The 18,929-nt window shown below is 64.3% G+C and carries 18 protein-coding genes; 12 read left to right on the top strand and 6 right to left on the bottom strand.

Annotated elements, in window-relative coordinates; translation table 11 throughout:
* The 4 genes from VF497_RS07470 to dnaA all read right to left on the bottom strand — a co-directional run.
* Nucleotides 1-446: ATP-binding protein (locus tag VF497_RS07470; protein WP_330887245.1), on the bottom strand; the 446-nt coding region annotated here is incomplete at its 3' end.
* Between the two features lie 83 nt (nucleotides 447-529).
* Complete coding sequence (recF, locus tag VF497_RS07465; RefSeq protein WP_330887243.1) at nucleotides 530-1,609, bottom strand: DNA replication/repair protein RecF; 1,080 nt, start codon at nucleotides 1,607-1,609, stop codon at nucleotides 530-532.
* 168 nt (nucleotides 1,610-1,777) lie between these two features.
* Nucleotides 1,778-2,878, bottom strand: a complete 1,101-nt coding sequence (gene dnaN / locus VF497_RS07460; RefSeq protein ID WP_330887241.1) for a DNA polymerase III subunit beta — start codon at nucleotides 2,876-2,878, stop codon at nucleotides 1,778-1,780.
* A gap of 221 nt (nucleotides 2,879-3,099) precedes the next feature.
* The gene (dnaA, locus tag VF497_RS07455) at nucleotides 3,100-4,440 is read right to left on the bottom strand and encodes a chromosomal replication initiator protein DnaA (RefSeq protein ID WP_330887239.1); all 1,341 of its coding nucleotides are present in this window, start codon (nucleotides 4,438-4,440) and stop codon (nucleotides 3,100-3,102) included.
* 191 nt (nucleotides 4,441-4,631) lie between these two features.
* Between dnaA and rpmH the strand changes: the two genes are divergently transcribed.
* The 7 genes from rpmH to VF497_RS07415 all read left to right on the top strand — a co-directional run bounded on the left by rpmH (nucleotide 4,632) and on the right by VF497_RS07415 (nucleotide 13,380).
* On the top strand, nucleotides 4,632-4,772 hold the full coding sequence (gene rpmH, locus VF497_RS07450) for a 50S ribosomal protein L34 (RefSeq protein ID WP_018972158.1): 141 nt from the start codon (nucleotides 4,632-4,634) through the stop codon (nucleotides 4,770-4,772).
* A gap of 40 nt (nucleotides 4,773-4,812) precedes the next feature.
* Entirely contained in the window at nucleotides 4,813-5,265 is a 453-nt protein-coding gene (rnpA, locus tag VF497_RS07445) for a ribonuclease P protein component (protein ID WP_330887235.1), read from the top strand.
* A gap of 88 nt (nucleotides 5,266-5,353) precedes the next feature.
* A complete protein-coding gene (yidC, locus tag VF497_RS07440) occupies nucleotides 5,354-7,048 on the top strand; it encodes a membrane protein insertase YidC (RefSeq protein WP_330887233.1) in 1,695 nt (564 codons plus the stop codon).
* Between the two features lies 1 nt (nucleotide 7,049).
* Nucleotides 7,050-8,429, top strand: coding sequence for a tRNA uridine-5-carboxymethylaminomethyl(34) synthesis GTPase MnmE (gene mnmE, locus VF497_RS07435; RefSeq protein WP_330887231.1), 1,380 nt, complete (start codon nucleotides 7,050-7,052; stop codon nucleotides 8,427-8,429).
* A gap of 180 nt (nucleotides 8,430-8,609) precedes the next feature.
* Nucleotides 8,610-10,334 (top strand): P1 family peptidase, encoded by a 1,725-nt coding sequence (locus VF497_RS18515; protein WP_414706861.1) that lies wholly within the window; start codon nucleotides 8,610-8,612, stop codon nucleotides 10,332-10,334.
* A gap of 26 nt (nucleotides 10,335-10,360) precedes the next feature.
* A complete protein-coding gene (locus VF497_RS07420; RefSeq protein ID WP_330887229.1) occupies nucleotides 10,361-11,041 on the top strand; it encodes a glutathione S-transferase N-terminal domain-containing protein in 681 nt (226 codons plus the stop codon).
* 125 nt (nucleotides 11,042-11,166) lie between these two features.
* Nucleotides 11,167-13,380, top strand: coding sequence for a S9 family peptidase (locus VF497_RS07415; protein WP_330887227.1), 2,214 nt, complete (start codon nucleotides 11,167-11,169; stop codon nucleotides 13,378-13,380).
* 9 nt (nucleotides 13,381-13,389) lie between these two features.
* Here VF497_RS07415 and VF497_RS07410 read toward each other — a convergent pair whose 3' ends face one another.
* Nucleotides 13,390-14,328: an aspartyl/asparaginyl beta-hydroxylase domain-containing protein gene (locus VF497_RS07410; protein WP_330887224.1), complete on the bottom strand. Its 939-nt coding sequence runs from the start codon at nucleotides 14,326-14,328 to the stop codon at nucleotides 13,390-13,392.
* Nucleotides 14,329-14,506: 178 nt separating this feature from the next.
* Between VF497_RS07410 and VF497_RS07405 the strand changes: the two genes are divergently transcribed.
* The 5 genes from VF497_RS07405 (at nucleotide 14,507) to VF497_RS07385 (ending at nucleotide 17,546) form a co-directional block, all read left to right on the top strand.
* Nucleotides 14,507-14,920: a VOC family protein gene (locus VF497_RS07405; protein WP_330887222.1), complete on the top strand. Its 414-nt coding sequence runs from the start codon at nucleotides 14,507-14,509 to the stop codon at nucleotides 14,918-14,920.
* A gap of 40 nt (nucleotides 14,921-14,960) precedes the next feature.
* Nucleotides 14,961-15,395, top strand: coding sequence for a YciI family protein (locus tag VF497_RS07400; protein ID WP_330887220.1), 435 nt, complete (start codon nucleotides 14,961-14,963; stop codon nucleotides 15,393-15,395).
* Between the two features lie 18 nt (nucleotides 15,396-15,413).
* Nucleotides 15,414-15,782 carry a YciI family protein gene (locus VF497_RS07395; RefSeq protein WP_330887218.1) on the top strand — a complete coding sequence of 123 codons (369 nt, stop codon included), beginning with the start codon at nucleotides 15,414-15,416 and terminating at the stop codon, nucleotides 15,780-15,782.
* A 69-nt stretch (nucleotides 15,783-15,851) separates the two neighbouring features.
* Complete coding sequence (locus tag VF497_RS07390) at nucleotides 15,852-17,147, top strand: RNA polymerase sigma factor (protein ID WP_330887216.1); 1,296 nt, start codon at nucleotides 15,852-15,854, stop codon at nucleotides 17,145-17,147.
* A gap of 42 nt (nucleotides 17,148-17,189) precedes the next feature.
* Nucleotides 17,190-17,546, top strand: coding sequence for a YciI family protein (locus VF497_RS07385; protein ID WP_330887214.1), 357 nt, complete (start codon nucleotides 17,190-17,192; stop codon nucleotides 17,544-17,546).
* A gap of 18 nt (nucleotides 17,547-17,564) precedes the next feature.
* Here the strand turns inward: VF497_RS07385 and VF497_RS07380 are convergent.
* On the bottom strand, nucleotides 17,565-18,929 hold a 1,365-nt coding region (locus VF497_RS07380; RefSeq protein WP_330887212.1), incomplete at its 5' end, for a DUF885 domain-containing protein.

Raw genomic sequence — 18,929 nt, 5'->3', positions numbered from 1 at the left:
CCGTCGCGCCAGATATCGAGCAGCAACTTCTCCGACAGCGCGTTGACGACCGACACGCCGACGCCGTGCAGGCCGCCGGAAACCTTGTAGCTGTTGTCGTCGAACTTGCCACCGGCGTGCAGCACGGTCATGACCACTTCGGCGGCAGAAACATCGCGTCCCTGCTTTTCGCTTTCCGTCGCATGCCGGCCCACGGGAATGCCGCGGCCGTTGTCCGAAACTGAAACCGAGCCATCCGCGTGGATTTTCACCAGCACGGCATCGGCGTGGCCAGCCAGCGCCTCGTCGACCGAATTGTCCACCACCTCGAACACCATGTGGTGCAGGCCGGAACCGTCGTTGACGTTGCCGATGTACATGCCCGGGCGTTTGCGCACCGCCTCGAGGCCTTCAAGCACCTTGATGTTGCTGGAGTCGTACTGGTTGTTCTTGGTCTCGTCGGTCATCCGCTGCTCGGCTGATATCGGGCTGGAACCCTCGCCCGCCACTGCGACCGCAGCACGGCGAAAGCCCTGAAATAATCGCGCGATTATAGCACTTCGCGCATCCGGCCTTGTTCCACGTGGAACATGCGCTGAGCGGGAAAGCGCTCAAACAAAGCCGACGGGATTTCGGTGCCGGTCAACAGGATCTGTGCCCCGCTTTCGATCAGCGCGGCCAAGGCAGCAGCCTGGTGGGTGGCGTCGAGTTCGGAACAAAGATCGTCGAACGCGATGACGGGATCCTCCCCGCGCACCGATCGATAGACTGATACTTGGGCCAGCACGCAGGCGATGGCGCAGAGTTTTTCCTGGCCACGTGACAACTGCTCGTGACTGGGCGCCTTGGCGAACCCCAGATTCCAGTCCGCGCGATGCAAACCACGCGTGGTGTGGCCAAGCGCCCGGTCGCGCGACCTCGCCTCCTTCAACGCCTCACCCAGTGGCGTCGTGCGATTCCATCCCGGACGAAAACGCAGGCTCGCCCCGCCCAGTTCGGGCAGATAGCCGTCGAGCAGCGGGATCAGTTCCCGCTCGAAGCGGGCCATATAGGCCTCACGTGCAGTCGCCAGCGGTTCGGCGGCTTGCGACAACTCCTCATCCCAGATTAATAGTTCGTCGTCGCCGGCCGCCTGTTTCAACAAGGCATTGCGCTGACGCAGCGCGCGCCGATAGCGACGCATGCGCGGAGCGAAATCCGGTTCCACGTGGAACACGCCCCAGTCGAGGAAACCGCGGCGTCCATCCGCAGAGCCTGAAATCAGCGCGTGACTGCCGGGTTCGAAGCAGACCACCGCACAGGCGGCGAACAAATCGGTGAGTTTCGCCGAGGCGTCACCATCGAGTTTCGCCGTCCAGCGCCCGCCCTGTCGCAGCAAGCCCAACCGGCGCGTCAGCGAATCCGTCCGGACCTGCGCAAACAAAGCCAATGGTTCGGCGCCGCGCCGTTGCAGATGCTCGGCTTGGTGGGTGCGAAAACTGCCGCCATGCGACAGCAAGTACGCCGCTTCGAGGACACTGGTCTTGCCTGCCCCGTTCGGACCAACGAACAGATTGAGCCCGGGAGCGAGAACGAGTTGCTCTGCCTCGATATTCCGCAAATTCTGGATGTGCAGTTCAGTCAGGTGCATGGGGTCGAATCATTTACCACGCGAACCATCGCGCTGAAGCGGACGGTTTGATTGCTTTCGCGCGAGGCGCGCGGGCGATTTGATTTTTTCGCGCGAGACGCGCGAAAAACAAACGCGCGGCATCTCTGCCGCGCGTTGGTCGATGCGTGAATCCTTCAGCAAACGGAATCAGAGGCGCAGCGGCATGATGACGTGCCGCGCCTGCTCGCTGTCCGGCGCGCGCAGCAGACAGCTCGAATTGCCGTCGCGCAGGCACATCAGCACGTCCTCGCCGCCGAGTGCGTTGAGGGCGTCGAGCAGATAGTTGACGTTGAAGCCGACGCCGAGTTCGGCGACGCCCGTCCTGGCCTCGATTTCCTCGACCGCCTCTTCCTGCTCGGGATTGTGCGCGATGATGCGCAGTTTGTTCGGGCTGACCTCAAGCTTGACCCCGCGATACTTCTCGTTCGACAGGATCGCCGCGCGCTGCAGCGCCCCGCGCAACGCCTCGCGCGCGACGCGCACTTCCTTGTCGGCACCAATCGGCACGACTGCCTCGTAGTCCGGGAAGCGGCCATCGATCAGCTTCGAGGTGAAGGTGACGTCACCGCGCTTCACACGCAGGTGGGCGCGGCCGAATTCGAGTTCGACCATGCCGTCGCCGGCTTCGAACAGGCCCTGCAGTTCGAGCACACCCTTGCGCGGGATCAGTATCTGACGCTGTGCAGCCACGCCGGCCGCCAGATCCGTTTCGACCACGGCCAGACGATGGCCGTCGGTCGCCACACTGCGCAACGCGTGTTCGCGCAAGTCGAGCAGCAAACCGTTGAGGTAATAGCGCACATCCTGCTGCGCCATCGCGAACGCGGTACGGTCCATCAGGCCCTTCAACGTCGCCTCGGGCAGACTCACGCGCTCGACCAGGTCGATGTTCTCGATCACCGGAAACTCACTGGCCGGCAAGGTCGCCAGGGTGAAACGGCTGCGTCCCGACTTGACCTCGACACGATCGCCGTTGAGCTTGAATTCGATCTTGCTGCCATCCGGCAGCGCGCGGCAGATGTCGAACAATTTGCGTGCCGGGATCGTGATCTCGCCCGCTTCGATCTGGTCGGCCGCAGTCGTCGCCACCATTTCGACTTCGAGATCGGTGCCGGTGAAGCTCACCTGCTGTGGTGTCGCCACGACGAGAAGGTTGGCTAGGACCGGCAGCGTCTGCCGCCGTTCGACGACGCCAACGACTTGCTGCAAGGGTTTGAGGAGCACTTCGCGCTGAATGGAAAACCGCATAGGTCGTCAGTCCTTCGGAGTCACTGCTTCTGGGCTGTTTGTAAAAAACGAATAAGCTAGTAGCGGTTGGTCCTGTGCATAGTGCAAAAAAGCACTAAAAGACCAATTAAATCAATTATTTGCGAAATTTCCAATATCGGGATATCTGGCCGCTGCCGTTGTGCTTTTTCTGTGGATAAGTTCGGCTGCGGGAATCCGGCACAAACTATCCACAGGATATCCTATTCCGTCAGCACACGAAGCAGTTTTTCCCAATCCTGGCGTAATTTTCCGTCGGTCGCGCGCAGGTCGCGGATCGTGCGGCAGGCGTGCATCACCGTGGTGTGATCGCGCCCGCCGAAGGCGCGTCCGATCTCGGGCAGGCTGTGTTCGGTTAGCTCCTTTGCCAATGCCATGGCGAGCTGACGCGGCCTTGCCAGCGAACGGCTGCGGTTCATCGACAAGAGATCGGACAGGCGCAGCTGGTAGTAGTCGGCAACGGTCTTCTGGATGTTCGAGATCGTGATCGCCTGCGCGTGCACGGTCAAAAGATCGCGCAGCGTTTCCAGCGCAAACTCGGTGTTGATCGTGCTGCCGAGGAAGTTTGCGCGCGCGACGAGCGTATTGAGCGCGCCTTCGAGATCGCGCACGTTCGAGCGCATGCGTTTGGCCATGAGTTGCGCGACCTCGATCGGCAGCTCCACGCCCTTGGCCTGCGCCTTGGCCAGCACGATCGCCGCGCGCGTTTCGAAGTCGGGCGGTTCGATCGCGACGCTGAGGCCCCAGCCAAGACGCGACTTCAACCGCGGCTCGAGGTTGTCGACCTCCTTCGGATAGCGATCGCAAGTCATGATGAGCTGCTGCTTGCTCTCGACCAGCGCGTTGAACGTGTGGAAGAACTCCTCCTGGGTCGTGTCCTTGCCGGCAAAGAACTGGATGTCATCGATCAGCAGCGCATCGACCGCGCGGAAACGGCGCTTGAAATCGTCCATGCTCTTGGTGCGCAGTGCCTGGATCATCTCGGTGACGAATTGTTCCGAGCGCAGGTACATCACTTTGGTCGCCGGGTTGAGCGTGCGCATCAGGTTGCCGGCCGCGTGCATCAGGTGCGTCTTGCCGAGGCCGGTGCCGCCGTAGAGCAGCAGCGGGTTGTAGGCGCGGCCCGGATTGTTCGCGACCTGCATCGCCGCGGCCTTGCCGAGCTGATTCGACTTGCCCTCGACGAACAATTCGAAGGTGTAGTACGGATCGAGATTCGACTCGAACGAATCCGCTTCGGCCATGCTTTTGCCTGATCGCGCCGCCGTGCCGTTGTGCGCCGGCTTGCGCGCGGCGACCGGTTTGTTCACCGAGCCGACGTCGAAGCGCAGCTTCACCTGCGTGCCGTGCAGATGATTGAGCACCGCCTCGATGCGCGGCTGGAAGCGCTCGCGCACCACTTCAAGCGTGTAGGCGTTCGGTGCGAGCACGCGCAAGCCATCATCGTCCTGGGTGGCCTGCAACGGAGCGAGCCACGTATGCAGGTCTTCGACGCTGAATTCAGTTTCGAGGCGTTCGAGGCAGCGGCGCCACAGGTCAGTCATGCTGGGGGAATTCCACGGAGGGCATCCGCACGGATCCGGGCTGTGCGGATTGGGGTTTCGAGGAGGAGTCTTGCGCGGGTCGAGGAAGTCTACGCTCGCGCGCCGCAGGACGCCAAACCCGGGCGACTTGACGCTGCCGACCGCGAATCGTTAAAATCCCGCTTCTTTGTCTCTGACAGTTCAATCGCGCCATGGCCACCAAGCGTACTTTCCAACCCGGCAATCTCAAGCACGCCCGCACCCACGGTTTCCGTGCGCGCATGAAGACACGCGGCGGTCGCGCCGTGCTCAATGCGCGTCGCGCCAAGGGTCGCAAGCGCCTGATCCCGTAGTCGCGGTTCGCCCCGCGCGAACCCGGCTTCATCCTGCGCGATGAGCGATTCATCGCCAAGCCTTGCCTTCCCGCGCGCCGCACGTCTGCTGCGGCCCGCCGACTTCAGCGCGCTGCGTGGTTCGAGCAAGCGCATCTCCCTGAAGCACTTCCAGTGCGAATACCGGCTCAATGCAGGCGCAACCGCGCGCCTCGGCATGGCCGTGTCGCGCCGCGTCTCCAGGCTCGCCGTCGTGCGCAACCGCATTCGCCGGCAGATCCGCGAAAGTTTCCGTCTGCATCGCCCCGGCCTGCCGGCCTGCGACGTGCTCGTGATCGCGCGCAGCTCGACGGCGCAGCTCGACAATATCGTTTTGCGCGCGGAGCTCGAACAGCTCTGGCGCAAGCTCACCGCACGCATCGCGGACGAATCCGCGCGCGCCACCGAAGCTTCGCCCACACCGGAATTGTTGAACGCGGTCGAGGCTCCCGGCACAATGCGCGACCGCGTTTGATCGGCGTATCTCGAATCATCGCGCCTTGAATCGCCGCAGTTGCGGCCGCATCGCTGCCACGCGCGTCCCTTTTTCCTCCGAGTCATCCATGTCCAGCACCCGCTCGTTTCTGCTGCTCGCCCTGCTCGCCATCAGCTACATGCTCTACTCCGCCTGGGAGCAGGACTACGGCGCGAAACCTGCGGTGCCGACTCCGGCCGCTGCCGCCGGCAGCAACGCAACACCGCCGACAGCGAACTCCGGCAATGACGTTCCCGCCGCCGCGACGGCAGCGAATGCGACGGCCGTGCCGACCGCCGCTGACGCAGGCAAGGAACCTGCTGCGCAGACGATCAGCGTGGCGACCGACGTATTGCATGTGGAGATCAGCACGCTCGGCGGCAGCCTCGTGCGCGCCGACCTGCTCGCCTACCCGATTGATCCCAAGGACAAGACCAAGCCGGTGCGCCTGCTCGACGACGGCACTGCGCATTTCTTCGTCGCCCAGACCGGTCTGGTCAGCAGCAGCGGCGTCGCACCGAGCCACAAGACGCCGTTCAACGCCGAGAAGACGAGCTACGAGCTGGCGACGGGAACCGACAAGATCGAAGTGCCGCTGACGTGGAACGACGCGTCGGGCATCAGCGTGCGCAAGGTCTACGTCTTCACGCGCGGCAGCTATCTGATCGAGACGCGCGAGGAAGTCGCGAACACGGGCACCGCGGCGTGGACCGGCAATGAATACCGCCAGCTGCAACGCACCGCGCCGCCGGCGCAGAGCGGCGGCCTGTTCTCGGTCTACAACTCGGAAGCCTACGCCTTCGTCGGTGCCGCGTGGTACGCACAGGGCAAGTTCAACAAGCTCGCATTCGCGAAGTTCTCCGAATCGCCGCTCAACAATACCGAAGTGAGCGGAGGCTGGGTCGCGTTGCTGCAGCATTACTTTTTTGCTGCCTTCATTCCGACTGCCGGCGAGGCCGACCAGTATTCGACCAGCGTGCTGCAGGACCACTATCTGATCCGCGCGTTGTCGCCCGCGCTCACCGTCGCGCCGAACGCGACCGGCACATTTGCCACGCGTCTCTATGTCGGTCCGAAGCTGCAGAGCGATCTGGCCAACGTTGCTCCCGGTCTCGAACTGACCGCCGACTACGGCATCCTCACCTTCATCGCCCAGCCGATGCATTGGGTCCTCGTCCAGCTGCACAAGCTCACCGGCAACTGGGGCGTCGCGATCATCCTGCTCGTGCTGCTGCTCAAGCTCGCGCTGTACAAGCCGTCCGAAGCGCAGTACCGCTCGATGGCGAAGATGAAGCAGTTCCAGCCGCGCCTCGAAGCGCTCAAAGAGCGCTACGGCGACGACAAGCAGAAGCTCAACGCCGCGACGATGGAGCTGTACAAGAAGGAAAAGATCAACCCGCTCGGCGGCTGCCTGCCGATCCTTATCCAGATGCCGATCTTCTTCGCCCTGCTCTGGGTGCTGCAGGAAAGCGTCGAGCTGCGCCAGGCGCCGTTCTTCGGCTGGATCCAGAACCTGTCGGCACCCGACCCGCTGTTCATCCTGCCGATCCTGAACGGCGTCGCCATGCTCGCCACGCAATGGCTTTCGCCGGCTTCGCCCGGCATGGACCCGATGCAGCAGCGCATGATGAAGTTCATGCCGCTGATCTTCGCCGTGATGTTCGCGTTCGCGCCGGCCGGCCTGACCCTGTACTGGACCGTCAACGGCTGGCTGTCGCTGCTGCAGCAGTGGATCATCACCAAGCGCGTCGGCGCGTCGGCGACGGCGCCCGCCAAGGCGTGAGATGACGCGCGTCCGCGCCGGCGAAGTGGACGCGACCGACACGATCGCGGCGATCGCCACCGCTGCTGGCGCGGGTGGCGTAGGCATCGTGCGCATCAGCGGCTCGCGCAGCCGCGAGATCGCGCGGGCGCTGATCGGAAAAAATCCACAAGCGCGCAAAGTACACTTTGCCACGATCCGCGACGCGGAAGGCGAAGTGCTCGACCGCGGCCTCGCGCTCTACTTCGCCGCGCCGAACTCCTACACCGGCGAGGATGTGCTTGAACTGCAGGCACACGGCAGCCCCGTGGTCCTCGATTTGATCCTGCGCCAAGCGATCACGCTTGGCGCCCGCCTCGCGCGACCCGGCGAGTTTTCCGAGCGTGCCTATCTCAACGGCAAACTCGATCTCGCCCAGGCCGAAGCGGTCGCCGACCTGATCGCGAGCGGTTCGGAATCGGCCGCGCGCGCGGCGATGCGCAGCCTCGAAGGCGATTTTTCGCGTGCCGTGCAGGTACTGTTCGAAGCGCTCGTGCGCCTGCGCGCGTGGCTCGAGGCCGCGCTCGATTTTCCCGAGGAAGAAATCGACTTTCTTTCGGCGCCGCAACTGACCGAACAACTTGTCGCGTTGCAGGCCGCAACTGCCGATCTGTTGCAGGCGGCGCGTCGCGGTGTCGTCCTGCGCGACGGCTTGCACGTCGTCATCGTCGGCCGGCCGAACGCCGGCAAGTCGAGCCTGCTCAACGCGCTTGCGCAGAGCGAACGCGCCATCGTCACGCCGGTTGCCGGCACGACGCGCGACGTGCTGCGCGAAAGTGTGCATCTCGACGGCATCGGTCTGACTTTGGTCGATACCGCCGGCCTGCGCGAATCCGACGACGTCGTCGAAGCCGAAGGCATCCGCCGCGCGCGTGCGGAACTCGCGCGCGCCGACGTCGCGGTCCTCGTCACCGACGACGAACATACCCGTACCGATCACGAACTGCTGCGCGAATGCAGCGCTTCGGCCACACGCGTGATCGTGCACAACAAGATCGACATCAGCGGTGGATCACCAATCCGCAGCGACGCGATTGATCAGGCCACTAAGGAAGTTCGAATCCACCTCTCCGCCAAGACCGGTGCCGGTCTCGACCTGCTGCGCGCCGAACTCGCGCGCCTCGGCGGACGCGGCGAGGAATCGCACGGCGCCTTCAGCGCGCGCCGCCGTCATGTCGAAGCATTGGAACGTGTCGCCGATCATCTGCAAGGCGCCGATGCGCAGCTGCGCTTCGCACGCGCGGGCGAACTCGCCGCCGAGGAATTGCGCCGTGCGCAACAAGCATTGGGCGAAATCACCGGCGAATATTCCAGCGACGACCTGCTTGGCGCGATCTTCTCGACGTTCTGCATCGGCAAATAGACATCCTGCGCTACCATCGTCCGTGCCGAATCCGGCGGCACGACCAAACGAAGGCCCATGCACGAGCAACGCGGAAATTCCTCCTGCGCAAACAGCCAGTTTCACAAACGGACTCGGTGCGCGCTGGTCGTCGCCCTTGCCGCCTTAGGTCTGCTGAACCTCGCCACGGCCGCACCAACGGTGAACGAAGCGCGGCCGCGTACGCGCGACGCCGGCATCGTCATCGGAACGATGACACCGGGTGCTGACAATGCAATCACCGACGTGGCCGGCGTCGGCGTCGGTCACGCAACGCTGACCGAGGGAACGCGCTTCCACACCGGCATCACCGCGATCGTGCCGCATGCGGGCAATCTCTACCAACAGCGTGTGCCGGCGGCGATCGTCATCGGCAACGGCTTCGGCAAGCTCCTCGGCGTCACCCAGGTGCAGGAACTCGGAGAACTGGAAACGCCGATTCTGCTCACCGGCACGCTCGGCGTGTGGAAGGTCGCCGATGCCCTGGTCGATCATCTGCTGCGCCAGCCGGGCATGGAAAAAGTGTATTCGATCAACCCGGTCGTCGGCGAAACCAACGACGGATATCTCAGCGACATCCGCGCGCGGCCGCAGACGCCGGCGCTCGTCGCGCAGGCGTTGGCACGGCTGTCGCACGGCGCGGTCGAGGAAGGCGACGTCGGCGCCGGTGCGGGCACGGTTGCGTTCGGTTGGAAGGGCGGCATCGGCACGAGTTCGCGTGTTCTGTCGAAAACGGATGGCAGCTATACAGTCGGCGTGCTCGTGCAGAGCAATTTCGGCGGCCAGTTGACGATCGCCGGCGTGCCGGTGTGGAAACAATTGCCGGATCCGGCAGAATACGCGCGCACGATGACAGCACCGCCAACCAAGGGCGACGGCAGCATCATGATCGTCGTCGCCACCGACGCGCCGCTCGACGCGGCCGCGCTGCAGCGACTCGCGCGCCGTGCCCTCGTTGGCCTTGCGCGCACCGGCTCGGTGATGTCGAACGGTTCGGGCGATTACGTCATCGCCTTCTCCACGGCAAAGGAAAACCTGCGCTCGCCCGATGCGGCGACGCAGCCTGCGCGCAGCGTCGCCGCAGAGCACATGACGCCGCTGTTCCAGGCCGTGGCCGAGGCGACCGAGGAAGCGATCCTCAACTCGTTGTTCCGCGCGCATACCGTGCATGGCTTTCGCGGCACCGCGGCGGCGCTGCCGCTCGACCGCGTGCTCGATGCGCTGCATCGCGCAAGTGCGCTGGTGCAGGACGACAAGCGTTCCGCCGACTGGCCGGAGCTGTCGCGCTATCGCGAAGACAATGCGCGTCTCGCCGCAGCGGCGCTGGATAAAAACCGCGTGGTGTTCTTCGGCGACTCGATCACCGACTTCTGGGGCCGCGGCGAGGATAACGGCGAGTTCTTTCCGGGCAAGCCTTACGTCAACCGCGGCATCAGCGGCCAGACCACGCCGCAGATGCTCGTGCGTTTCGCCCAGGACGTGGTCGCGCTGAAGCCGCACGTCGTCGTCGTGCTCGCCGGCACCAACGACATCGCCGGCAACACGGGGCCGGCGACGCCGCAGATGATCGAGGACAACTATGCGGCAATGGCCGCGATCGCGCGCCGCAACGACATCCGCGTCGTTTTCGCCTCGATCCTGCCGGCGAAGGCGTATCCGTGGCGCCTCGGCATCCGGCCTGTGCCGGCGATCCGCGAGGTGAATGCCTGGTTGAAGGCGTACTGTGCACGCGAGAAACTCGTGTATCTCGACTACTACAGCGCGATGGCCGACACCGACGGCGGCATGCGCGCGGGTCTGAGCAGCGACGGCGTGCATCCGAATGCCGCCGGTTACGCAGTGATGGCGCCGCTCGCGCAACGCGCGATCGATGAAGCGTTGAAATAGCGAAAATCCATGTGAAGGAATCCCCGATGATCGAATTGTTCTACTGGCCCACGCCGAACGGGCGCAAGATTCCGTTGTTTCTCGAGGAAGCCGGTCTCGAGTACCAGGTCACGCACGTCGATATCGGCAAGGGCGACCAGTTCAAGCCCGACTACCTCGCGATTTCGCCAAACGGCCGCATGCCGGCGATCATCGACCACGCGCCGGTCGACGGCGGCGCGGCTGTCAGCGTGTTCGAATCGGGCGCGATCCTGCAGTATCTCGCCGAGAAGGCCGGTCGTTTCCTGCCGCAGGACGTCCGCGGTCGCGTCGAATGCATGGAATGGCTGTTCTGGCAGATGGCCGGCCTGGGTCCGATGACCGGCCAGTATGGTCATTTCCACGTCTACGCGCCCGAGCCGATTGCGTATGCCAAGGAGCGCTATGCGCGCGAGGTCGGACGCCTGCTCGGCGTACTCGATCGTCGCCTCGCCGGACGCGAGTATATTTGTGGAAAAGAATACACGATCGCCGACATGGCCTGCTGGCCGTGGATCGACGCCTACGACAAGGCGCCGTTCGATCTTGCGCCGTACGTTGAAGTGCGCCGCTGGCGTGCCGCGATCGCGGCGCGGCCGGCGACTGCGCGCGCCGAGACGCTGCGCGATTTCCGCAAGTCGGCGCCGCCGATGAGCGAAGAGGAACGCAGGATCCTGTTCGGCACCTGAAAGAAGGCATGATTCGACGCGGATAGAGCAGGAAGTGAAAAAAACTTCGCGGCTTTATCCGCGAAAATCGGCGCAAAGACCGTTTTGGGGAGATGACGATGCGAGGCTGGTTCTTGGGAGTGGCAATGACTGTGATGGCGGGCGGCGTGCAGGCAGGACAATTGACGATCGAACGCATCTTCGACGGCGCGAGCCTGTCGGGGCCGACGCCGGTCAAGCTCAAGGCCTCGCCCGACGGCACGCGTGTGACTTTCCTGCGCGCCAAGCAGGACGACCAGAACGCCTACGATCTGTGGGAATACAACGTCAACTCGAACCAGACGCACCTGCTCGTCGATTCAAGCGTGGTCGAGCCGAAGGCGGTCGAATTGTCCGATGCGGAGAAGGCGCGGCGCGAACGCGCGCGCATTGCCGGCCGCCGCGGCATCGTCGACTATCAGTGGTCGCCCGACGGGAAAAAGCTGCTTTTTCCACTAAGCGGCAAATTATACCTTTACGATCTTGCCGGCCACGGCGACAAGGCGCTGCGCCTGCTCGACACGCAGGGCGAGGCGATCGATCCAAAGATCTCGCCACTCGGCCGCTACGTTGCCTATGTCCACGGCCAGAACCTGTGGGCAATCGACCTGCGCGACGGCAAGGCGCGCCAGCTCACCCAGGATGGCGGCGGCACGGTGCACAACGGCGAAGCCGAATTCGTCGCGCAGGAAGAAATGTCGCGCTTCACTGGCTACTGGTGGGCGCCGGACGATTCCGCGATCGCGTTCGAGCGTTACGACGAAGCCAAGGTGCCCGTCGTCAAGCGCACCGAGGTTTATGCCGACCGCACCGACACGATCGAGCAGCGCTATCCGGCGGCGGGCAAGAACAATGTCGAGGTGAAACTGGGCCTCGTTTCGCCCGGCGGCGGCGAGCCGCGCTTCGTCGACCTCGGCAGCAACCCAGACATCTATCTCGTGCGCGTCGACTGGCTGCCTGACGGCAAGCGCCTGAGCTATCAGCTTATGCAGCGCAGCCAGCAGCGACTCGATCTCAACCTGGTCGAGGCGAAGACGCTGCAGCAGCGCACGCTGTTGAGCGAGGAAGCGAAAACCTGGGTCAACCTCAATGACGACCTGCATTTCTTGAAGTCGCAGGATGCCTTCGTCTGGGCGAGTGAGCGCAGCGGCTGGAAGCACCTGTATCTCTACGGCCTCGACGGCACGCTCAAGCACGCGATCAGCGCGGGCGAGTGGAACATCGATGGCCTGCTCGGCGTCGACGAGAAACTCGGCCTCGCCTACGTCGATTCAAACCGCGACTTCGTACCCGACCGCCAAGTCTATGCGCTCAAGCTCGACGGCACGGCGGCGAATGCGCCGCGTAGAGTCAGCCGCGGCGACGGCCAGCATCATGCCGAATTCACGCGGAACGCCGAGTATTACATCGACACGTTTGCCGATCCGTCGACGCCGCCGCAGGTGAGCCTGCGCAAGGCCATCGACGGCAGCCTTGTCGCCTGGATCGAGCGCAACGAGCTCGATGCGCAGCATCCGTACTGGCCATACCGCGATGCGCATATCATGCCCGAGTTCGGCACGATCAAGGCGAGCGACAGCCAGGATCTCCATTACCGCGTCTACAAGCCTCGTGGCTTCGATCCGAACAAGCGCTATCCAGTGTTCGACTTCTACTATGGCGGCCCGCATTCGCAGATGGTCGCGCGCGGCTGGATCGACTACTTCTGCGAATACATGGCGCAGCAGGGCTATGTCGTGTTCACGCTCGACAACCGCGGCATGGCGCGGCGCAGCCGTGCGTTCAGCGACGCGATCTACAAGCAGCTCGGCAAGGTCGAAGTCGAGGATCAGGTCGCTGGCATCCACTGGCTCAAGTCGCAGAGCTACGTCGATCCCGCGCGCATCGGCGTATTCGGCTGGAGCTACGGCGGTTACATGACGACGATGATGCTGGCCAAGGCTTCGAACGAGATCGCCGCAGGCGTCGCCGTCGCGCCGGTCACCGACTGGGCGTTGTACGACACGTTCTATACCGAGCGCTATCTCGATACGCCGCAGCACAATGCCGAAGGCTACAAACTGTCAGGCACGCTGCACTGGCTCGATGGCATGAAATCGCCATTGCTGCTCGTCCACGGCATGGCCGACGACAACGTGCTGTTCGCCAATTCGACCGCGCTGATGGCCGCGCTGCAGGATCGCGGCGTGCAGTTCGAGCTGATGACCTATCCCGGAGGCAAGCACGGCCTGTCGACGCCGGCGATGAAGAAGCATGTCTATCACCTGATCGCGGACTATTTCGACGCGAAGGTGAAACATGCTCCGGCGCGCGCGCCGTAGTCAAAAAGGTCAGAGCAACGGCCACGGCGCCATGAACAAAACCCATAGCGCAACCAGAATCGTTGGATACTTGATGATGCGGTACAGCCGCGGATGGCGCTTGCGGAATGTCACGCCGCGTTGGTTGCCGCCGCGCAGGCGTGCGTAGAGACGGTTGACGGCGCCGGTCTTCTCGCTTGCCGTATCGTTCGGCGAAGCGGTGATCGCGCCCATGAACGCGCCGACACGCCGATTGATCGCGCGCATCCACGGCGTGCGCAGCGGGCGCTCGACGTCGGCAAACAGGATCACGCGCGTGACGTCACTCTTGTTTTCTGCCCAATGCACGAAGGTTTCGTCGAACACGATGTCGCCGCCGTCGCTCCAGGCGTATTCGTCGCCGTCGACGAAGATGCGGCAGTCGCGCGAGTTCGGCGTGATCAGGCCGAGGTGATAGCGCAGCGAACCCGCGAACGGATCACGATGCGGCGTCAGCCGACTGTCCGGCGGCAACAGGGCGAACATCGCCGCCTTGACCTCGGGAATGGAACGCAGCAGCGCGACGGTCTGGGGACACAGCGCCTGCGCGGTTGCGAGCGGCTCACCGTACCATTTGAGATAAAACCGCTTCCAACCCTGCTTGAAGAAGCTGTCGAACGACAAGTCGTTGCGCTGCTCGGCGGCGCGGATATGGCCTTCGTCGAACAGCGTGGAAGCTTCGCTGCGGATCGTCTGCCACTGCTCGCGCAACGGATCGAGATGCGGGAAGCCGCCACGATCGAGGATAGGCCGTGCCGGCACGCGCGAGAACGCGTACATCAGCAGGTTGTACGGCGCGAACAGCGCCGAATGATCGGCGAGCTGGCGGTCGAAGCGCAGGCGCACGCGACCGCGCAGGTGCACGAGCAGCACGCAGAGCACAAAGAAGGCAAACAGGCCGAAAAAGATCAGGCGTAAGGTCAACAACATCGCGGTCCAGCCGAGCCTGCGGCAGGAATGGCCGCGTACCCGCCATTCTACTGCGCTCCCCGGAAAACGGGCCCCGCGGCCGGGCGCAAATATTTTTCGCCGGCGTGTCGATTCGCTGGATTCCCGCTCGTCATTCCAGCAAGAGGCCGGCAACGAGGCTTCATCACCGGAGAGAACCATGTCGCAGTCCATACGCCCCTATCTGTCCTTCGAAGGCCGCGCCGAGGAGGCGATCGAGTTCTACAAGCGCCAACTCGGGGCGCAGGTCAATCTGCTGATCCGCAACAATGATGTCGAGGAAAGCAGGGCTGCGCCCGGCAACGAGAACAAAGTGCTGCACGCGGACGTGAGCATCGGCGATACCACGATCGGCATTTCCGACGGATTTTGCTCGGGCGCGCCCAAGTTCGAGGGCGTCAGCCTCGCCCTGACCTGCGCGGACAAGGCCAAAACCGAAAAGGCCTTCGCCGCGTTGAGCGACGGCGCCCAGGTGCACCAGCCGCTGACCGAGACCTTCTTCTCGCCCGCGTTCGGCATGCTCGTGGACAAGTTCGGCGTGTCGTGGATGGTCACGTCGGCGCCAGCCGCCTGAACCCGGAATCGTCCTACAACTCGATCCAAGGAGAACCCTCATGCGCTTTGCTGTGCTGGTCCGCGCGACCCAACAATCCGAAGCGGGCGTAATGCCATCCGAAAAACTCCTGGCCGACATGGGCCGCTTCAACGAGGAGTTGGTCAAGGCCGGCATCATGCTTGCCGGCGAAGGCTTGCAGCCGAGTTCGAAAGGCGCGCGCGTGCGCTTCAAGAATGCGTCGCGCAGCGTCATCGACGGCCCGTTCGCCGAGACCAAGGAACTGATCGCCGGCTTCTGGATCTGGCAGGTGAAATCGCTCGAGGAAGCGATCGAATGGGTCAAGCGCTGTCCGAACCCGTTCGACGGCATCGAGTCGGAGATCGAGATCCGCCAGATTTTCGAAGCCGAAGACTTCGGCGCCGAATTCACCCCCGAATTGCGCGAGCAGGAAGAACGCCTGCGCGCGCAGATCGACCAACGCAAACCCAACTGAACCCGACGGAGAGCAAGCATGAAATACTTCAGCATCTACATACCCGATCCCAAGACCAATCCGGCGCGTCCGCCGACCGGCGCGCAGAAGGAAGAGATGGACCGCTTCGTCGGCGCGGCGATCGCGCGCGGCGAATTTCTTAGCGGCGGCGGTTTCCTGCCGCTGCGCCAGCACGGCGCGATCGTGCGCCGCACCGATGGTGTCGCGCAGGTGATCGACGGCCCCTATGCCGAATCGAAGGAACTCGTCGGCGGCTTCGCGATGTTGCAGTACGACTCGCGCGAGGCCGCGATCGAAGGCGCCAGGCGTTTCATGGACGTGGCTGGCGACGGCGAGTGCATCACCTACTGCATCGCCGAAGGCGGCGATCCCGAGCATGGCTGCTGATCGCCGCGCGCAGGATCGGCAACTTCCGGCCCTTGCTCAATCGGTCCGATGATGTTTTGATCCGTCGCCATGACGGCGACGGACAATCTCACCCGCACGCGGCGCACGATCGACGCGGTCTGGCGCATGGAGTCGGCCAAGGTCGTGGCCGTGCTCGCGCGCATGCTCAGCGGTGACATCGGTCTTGCCGAGGAACTGGCGCAGGACGCGCTGGTCACAGCGCTCGAGCAATGGCCGGACAAGGGCATACCGGACAATCCGGGAGCATGGCTTATGGCCACGGCAAAACATCGCGCGATCGACCGCCTGCGCCACGGCAAACTTGCCGAGGAGAAGCACGCCGAGATCGCGCGTGAACTCGACGAGCAGCAGGAAGCGCGTGTGGACGACATGCTCGCCGCGCTCGACGATGACATCGGCGACGATCTGTTGCGCCTGATGTTCACCGCCTGCCATCCGGTGCTGTCGCCCGAGGCGCGCGTCGCGCTGACCCTGCGCCTGCTCGGCGGCCTGACCACCGACGAGATCGCGCGTGCGTTCCTCGTGCCCGAGCCGACGATCGCGCAGCGCATCGTGCGCGCGAAGCGCACGCTTGCCGAGGCGAACGTGGTCTTCGAACTGCCGCGCGGCGAGGACCGCGCAGCGCGCCTCGTCTCGGTGCTCGACGTCATCTACCTCGTCTTCAACGAAGGCTACTCGGCGACGTCGGGCGAGGACTGGATGCGCCCCGCGCTCTGCGACGAAGCCTTGCGCCTCGGCCGCATCCTCGCCGAACTCGCGCCGTTCGATGCCGAAGTGCACGGTCTCGTCGCCTTGATGGAAATCCAGGCCTCGCGCCTGCACGCGCGCACCGACAAGGGCGGCGCGCCGATTTTGTTGCTCGAGCAGAACCGCGCGCATTGGGACTGGCTGCTGGTCGAGCGCGGCCTCAAGGCGCTGGCGCGCGCGGAAAAACTCGGCGGCGATCGCGGCACGTATCAGCTGCAGGCAGCGATCGCGGCCTGCCACGCGCGCGCGCGCCGCGCCGAAGACACCGACTGGGTGCGCATCGCTGCGCTCTACGCCGAACTCGCGCAGACCGCGCCGTCGCCGATCGTCGACCTCAACGGCGCGGTCGCGATCGCGATGGCGTTCGGCGCGCAGGCCGGGCTCGACCTGATCGATCGGCTGGTCGAGGAGCCCGCGCTGCGCAACTACCATTTTCTGCCGGCCGTGCGCGGCGACCTGCTTGAAAAACTCGGCCGCTTCGATGAAGCGCGCGCCGAGTTCGAGCGTGCCTCGGCACTGACGCGCAATGCACGCGAGCAGCGCCTGATGCGCGAACGCGCGGAAAAGTGCGGGCCGTTGGCAACGCGGGTTCACTGACGCGATCGTCGTCGACCGCGCCGTTCAATTCTGGAGACGAAAATGAGCTACCTGATGCTGATCATGGAACGCGCAGACCGCCGCAACGGTCGCCCGCCCGAGCAGGCCGAGATGGAATGGGAGCGCATGATCGCCTACGCCGGCAGCCTCAAGGAGCGCGGCGTGCTCGAATCCGCGCAGTCGCTGAAAAGCGTCGCCCGCGGCACGCGCATCGAAAAGCGCAACGGCAAGACCACTGTCGTCGACGGCCCGTTCGCCGAGGCCAAGGAAATCGTCGGCGGCTTCTACTATCTCAAAAACGTCGATCGCGACGAGGCACTCGCGATCGCGGAGAACTGCCCGGCCGCCGAATGGTGCAGCATCGAACTGCGTGAAGTGGGGCCGTGCAACGAAAGCTGACGGCCCCACCGAGATACGTTACTTGGCCTTGCGCTGCGCCGGAATGAACTGCTCGCGCACCGCCTTGGCGAGCTGGTCGGGCGGCAGCAGGCCCTGGTCGAGCAGGAAGTTGTTGTAGGCGCGGCGATCGAACTGCTTGCCGAGCGCGAGTTCGGTTTCCATGCGCAGCTGCATGATGCGGCTGTAGCCGTAGAAGTAGCTGCCGGCCTGGCCCGGCGCGTTGAACGTGTAGCGGTCGAGTTCCTGGCGCGCCATCGGCTCGGACAGGCCCACGTCTTCGGTCAGCACCTGCCCGGCGCGCTCGCGGTCGGTGAGGCCGAGGTTGAGCATCGGATCGAGCATCGCGCGTGCGGCGCGCAACAGGCGCAGTTGCAGTGCGATGAGCTGACCCTCGAGCGGTTCGTACGGCACCATCTCGGCTTCCGCGTACAGCGCCCAGCCCTCGACGTTGACGCTGTTGAACGCGAACAGCGTGCGCGCGAGCGAAATGCCGCGCTCGACCATCGCCGTGAACTGCAGCTCGTGGCCGGGGCGACCTTCATGCGCGGCCAGGGTCCAGCCGCCGGCCTCGTAGGTGAAGTCGTCGTAGGCCGCGCTCTTGCCGTCCTTGCCGGCCGAGGCGGGATTGCCGAGCGGCAGCACGAACTGGCCCTGCTGGCCGGTGTTGCCGATCAGCGGTGCGGGCAGGAAATGCGGCGCCGGCTGCGCGGCGGATTCGGCTTCCGAGGCGAGGCGCATCACCATCGGCCGCTGCGGCAGGTCGACCACCTTGTTTGCGGCGATCTGCTTTTCGAGCTCGGGCATCACCGTGCCGCGGTAGTAGCCCTCGATCGAGCCCTTGTCGAGCTGCTTCTTCTTCAGCGCGCGGATCACCTCGCGATAATCGGTCGCTTGTATACCTTTTGCTTTTGCGACCAGCGGCGCGAGCTGCTGCATCGCGTTGCGCGTCTCCATGAATTCGAGCTGCGCGCGCTGAATCAGCGCCTCCGGCGCGATGTCGATGCCGACCTGCTTGAGCTGGAACGCGTAGAGTTCGGCCGGCAGGCGCGTGTCGCTGCGCGCGTTCGGCAGAACGTCCTTCTTCATCCACTCGGTGTAGTCGCGCAGCTGCTGGTCCATCGCCGCGAGCGCAGCGTCGCCGCCTTCGATCTTGTACTTCGTGAACAGCTTGCGGATGCCGGCCGCGTAGGTATCGGCATTGCGCAGCGCCTGCTCGACTGCGAGTTTGGTCGGTTTCAGCAGCGCGGGATTCTTGAGCTGCTCCTCGTAGCGGTCGCGTGCGAGCTTGGTGATTGCTGTGCTGCCCGGCGCGAGCCCGACGTAGTGCTGCAGGCGATCGAGTGCCTTCGCGCGACGCGCCGGCTCGGTCTGATCCTGCAGCAA

The sequence above is a fragment of the Rudaea sp. genome, from assembly GCF_036383415.1.
GTDB lineage: Bacteria > Pseudomonadota > Gammaproteobacteria > Xanthomonadales > Rhodanobacteraceae > Rudaea.
This window is presented reverse-complemented; position numbering and strand designations above follow the sequence as displayed.

What these genes read in the sequence shown, in the direction of transcription:
- VF497_RS07385 (WP_330887214.1), top strand. Translation starts at nt 17,190, where the DNA reads ATGAGCTACCTGATGCTGATCATGGAACGCGCAGACCGCCGCAACGGT.
- yidC (WP_330887233.1), top strand. Translation starts at nt 5,354, where the DNA reads ATGTCCAGCACCCGCTCGTTTCTGCTGCTCGCCCTGCTCGCCATCAGC.
- VF497_RS07400 (WP_330887220.1), top strand. Translation starts at nt 14,961, where the DNA reads ATGCGCTTTGCTGTGCTGGTCCGCGCGACCCAACAATCCGAAGCGGGC.
- rnpA (WP_330887235.1), top strand. Translation starts at nt 4,813, where the DNA reads ATGAGCGATTCATCGCCAAGCCTTGCCTTCCCGCGCGCCGCACGTCTG.
- VF497_RS07410 (WP_330887224.1), bottom strand. Translation starts at nt 14,328, where the DNA reads ATGTTGTTGACCTTACGCCTGATCTTTTTCGGCCTGTTTGCCTTCTTT.
- VF497_RS07405 (WP_330887222.1), top strand. Translation starts at nt 14,507, where the DNA reads ATGTCGCAGTCCATACGCCCCTATCTGTCCTTCGAAGGCCGCGCCGAG.
- VF497_RS07420 (WP_330887229.1), top strand. Translation starts at nt 10,361, where the DNA reads ATGATCGAATTGTTCTACTGGCCCACGCCGAACGGGCGCAAGATTCCG.
- VF497_RS07390 (WP_330887216.1), top strand. Translation starts at nt 15,852, where the DNA reads ATGACGGCGACGGACAATCTCACCCGCACGCGGCGCACGATCGACGCG.
- dnaA (WP_330887239.1), bottom strand. Translation starts at nt 4,440, where the DNA reads ATGACTGACCTGTGGCGCCGCTGCCTCGAACGCCTCGAAACTGAATTC.
- recF (WP_330887243.1), bottom strand. Translation starts at nt 1,609, where the DNA reads ATGCACCTGACTGAACTGCACATCCAGAATTTGCGGAATATCGAGGCA.
- rpmH (WP_018972158.1), top strand. Translation starts at nt 4,632, where the DNA reads ATGGCCACCAAGCGTACTTTCCAACCCGGCAATCTCAAGCACGCCCGC.
- dnaN (WP_330887241.1), bottom strand. Translation starts at nt 2,878, where the DNA reads ATGCGGTTTTCCATTCAGCGCGAAGTGCTCCTCAAACCCTTGCAGCAA.
- VF497_RS07415 (WP_330887227.1), top strand. Translation starts at nt 11,167, where the DNA reads ATGACTGTGATGGCGGGCGGCGTGCAGGCAGGACAATTGACGATCGAA.
- VF497_RS07395 (WP_330887218.1), top strand. Translation starts at nt 15,414, where the DNA reads ATGAAATACTTCAGCATCTACATACCCGATCCCAAGACCAATCCGGCG.
- mnmE (WP_330887231.1), top strand. Translation starts at nt 7,050, where the DNA reads ATGACGCGCGTCCGCGCCGGCGAAGTGGACGCGACCGACACGATCGCG.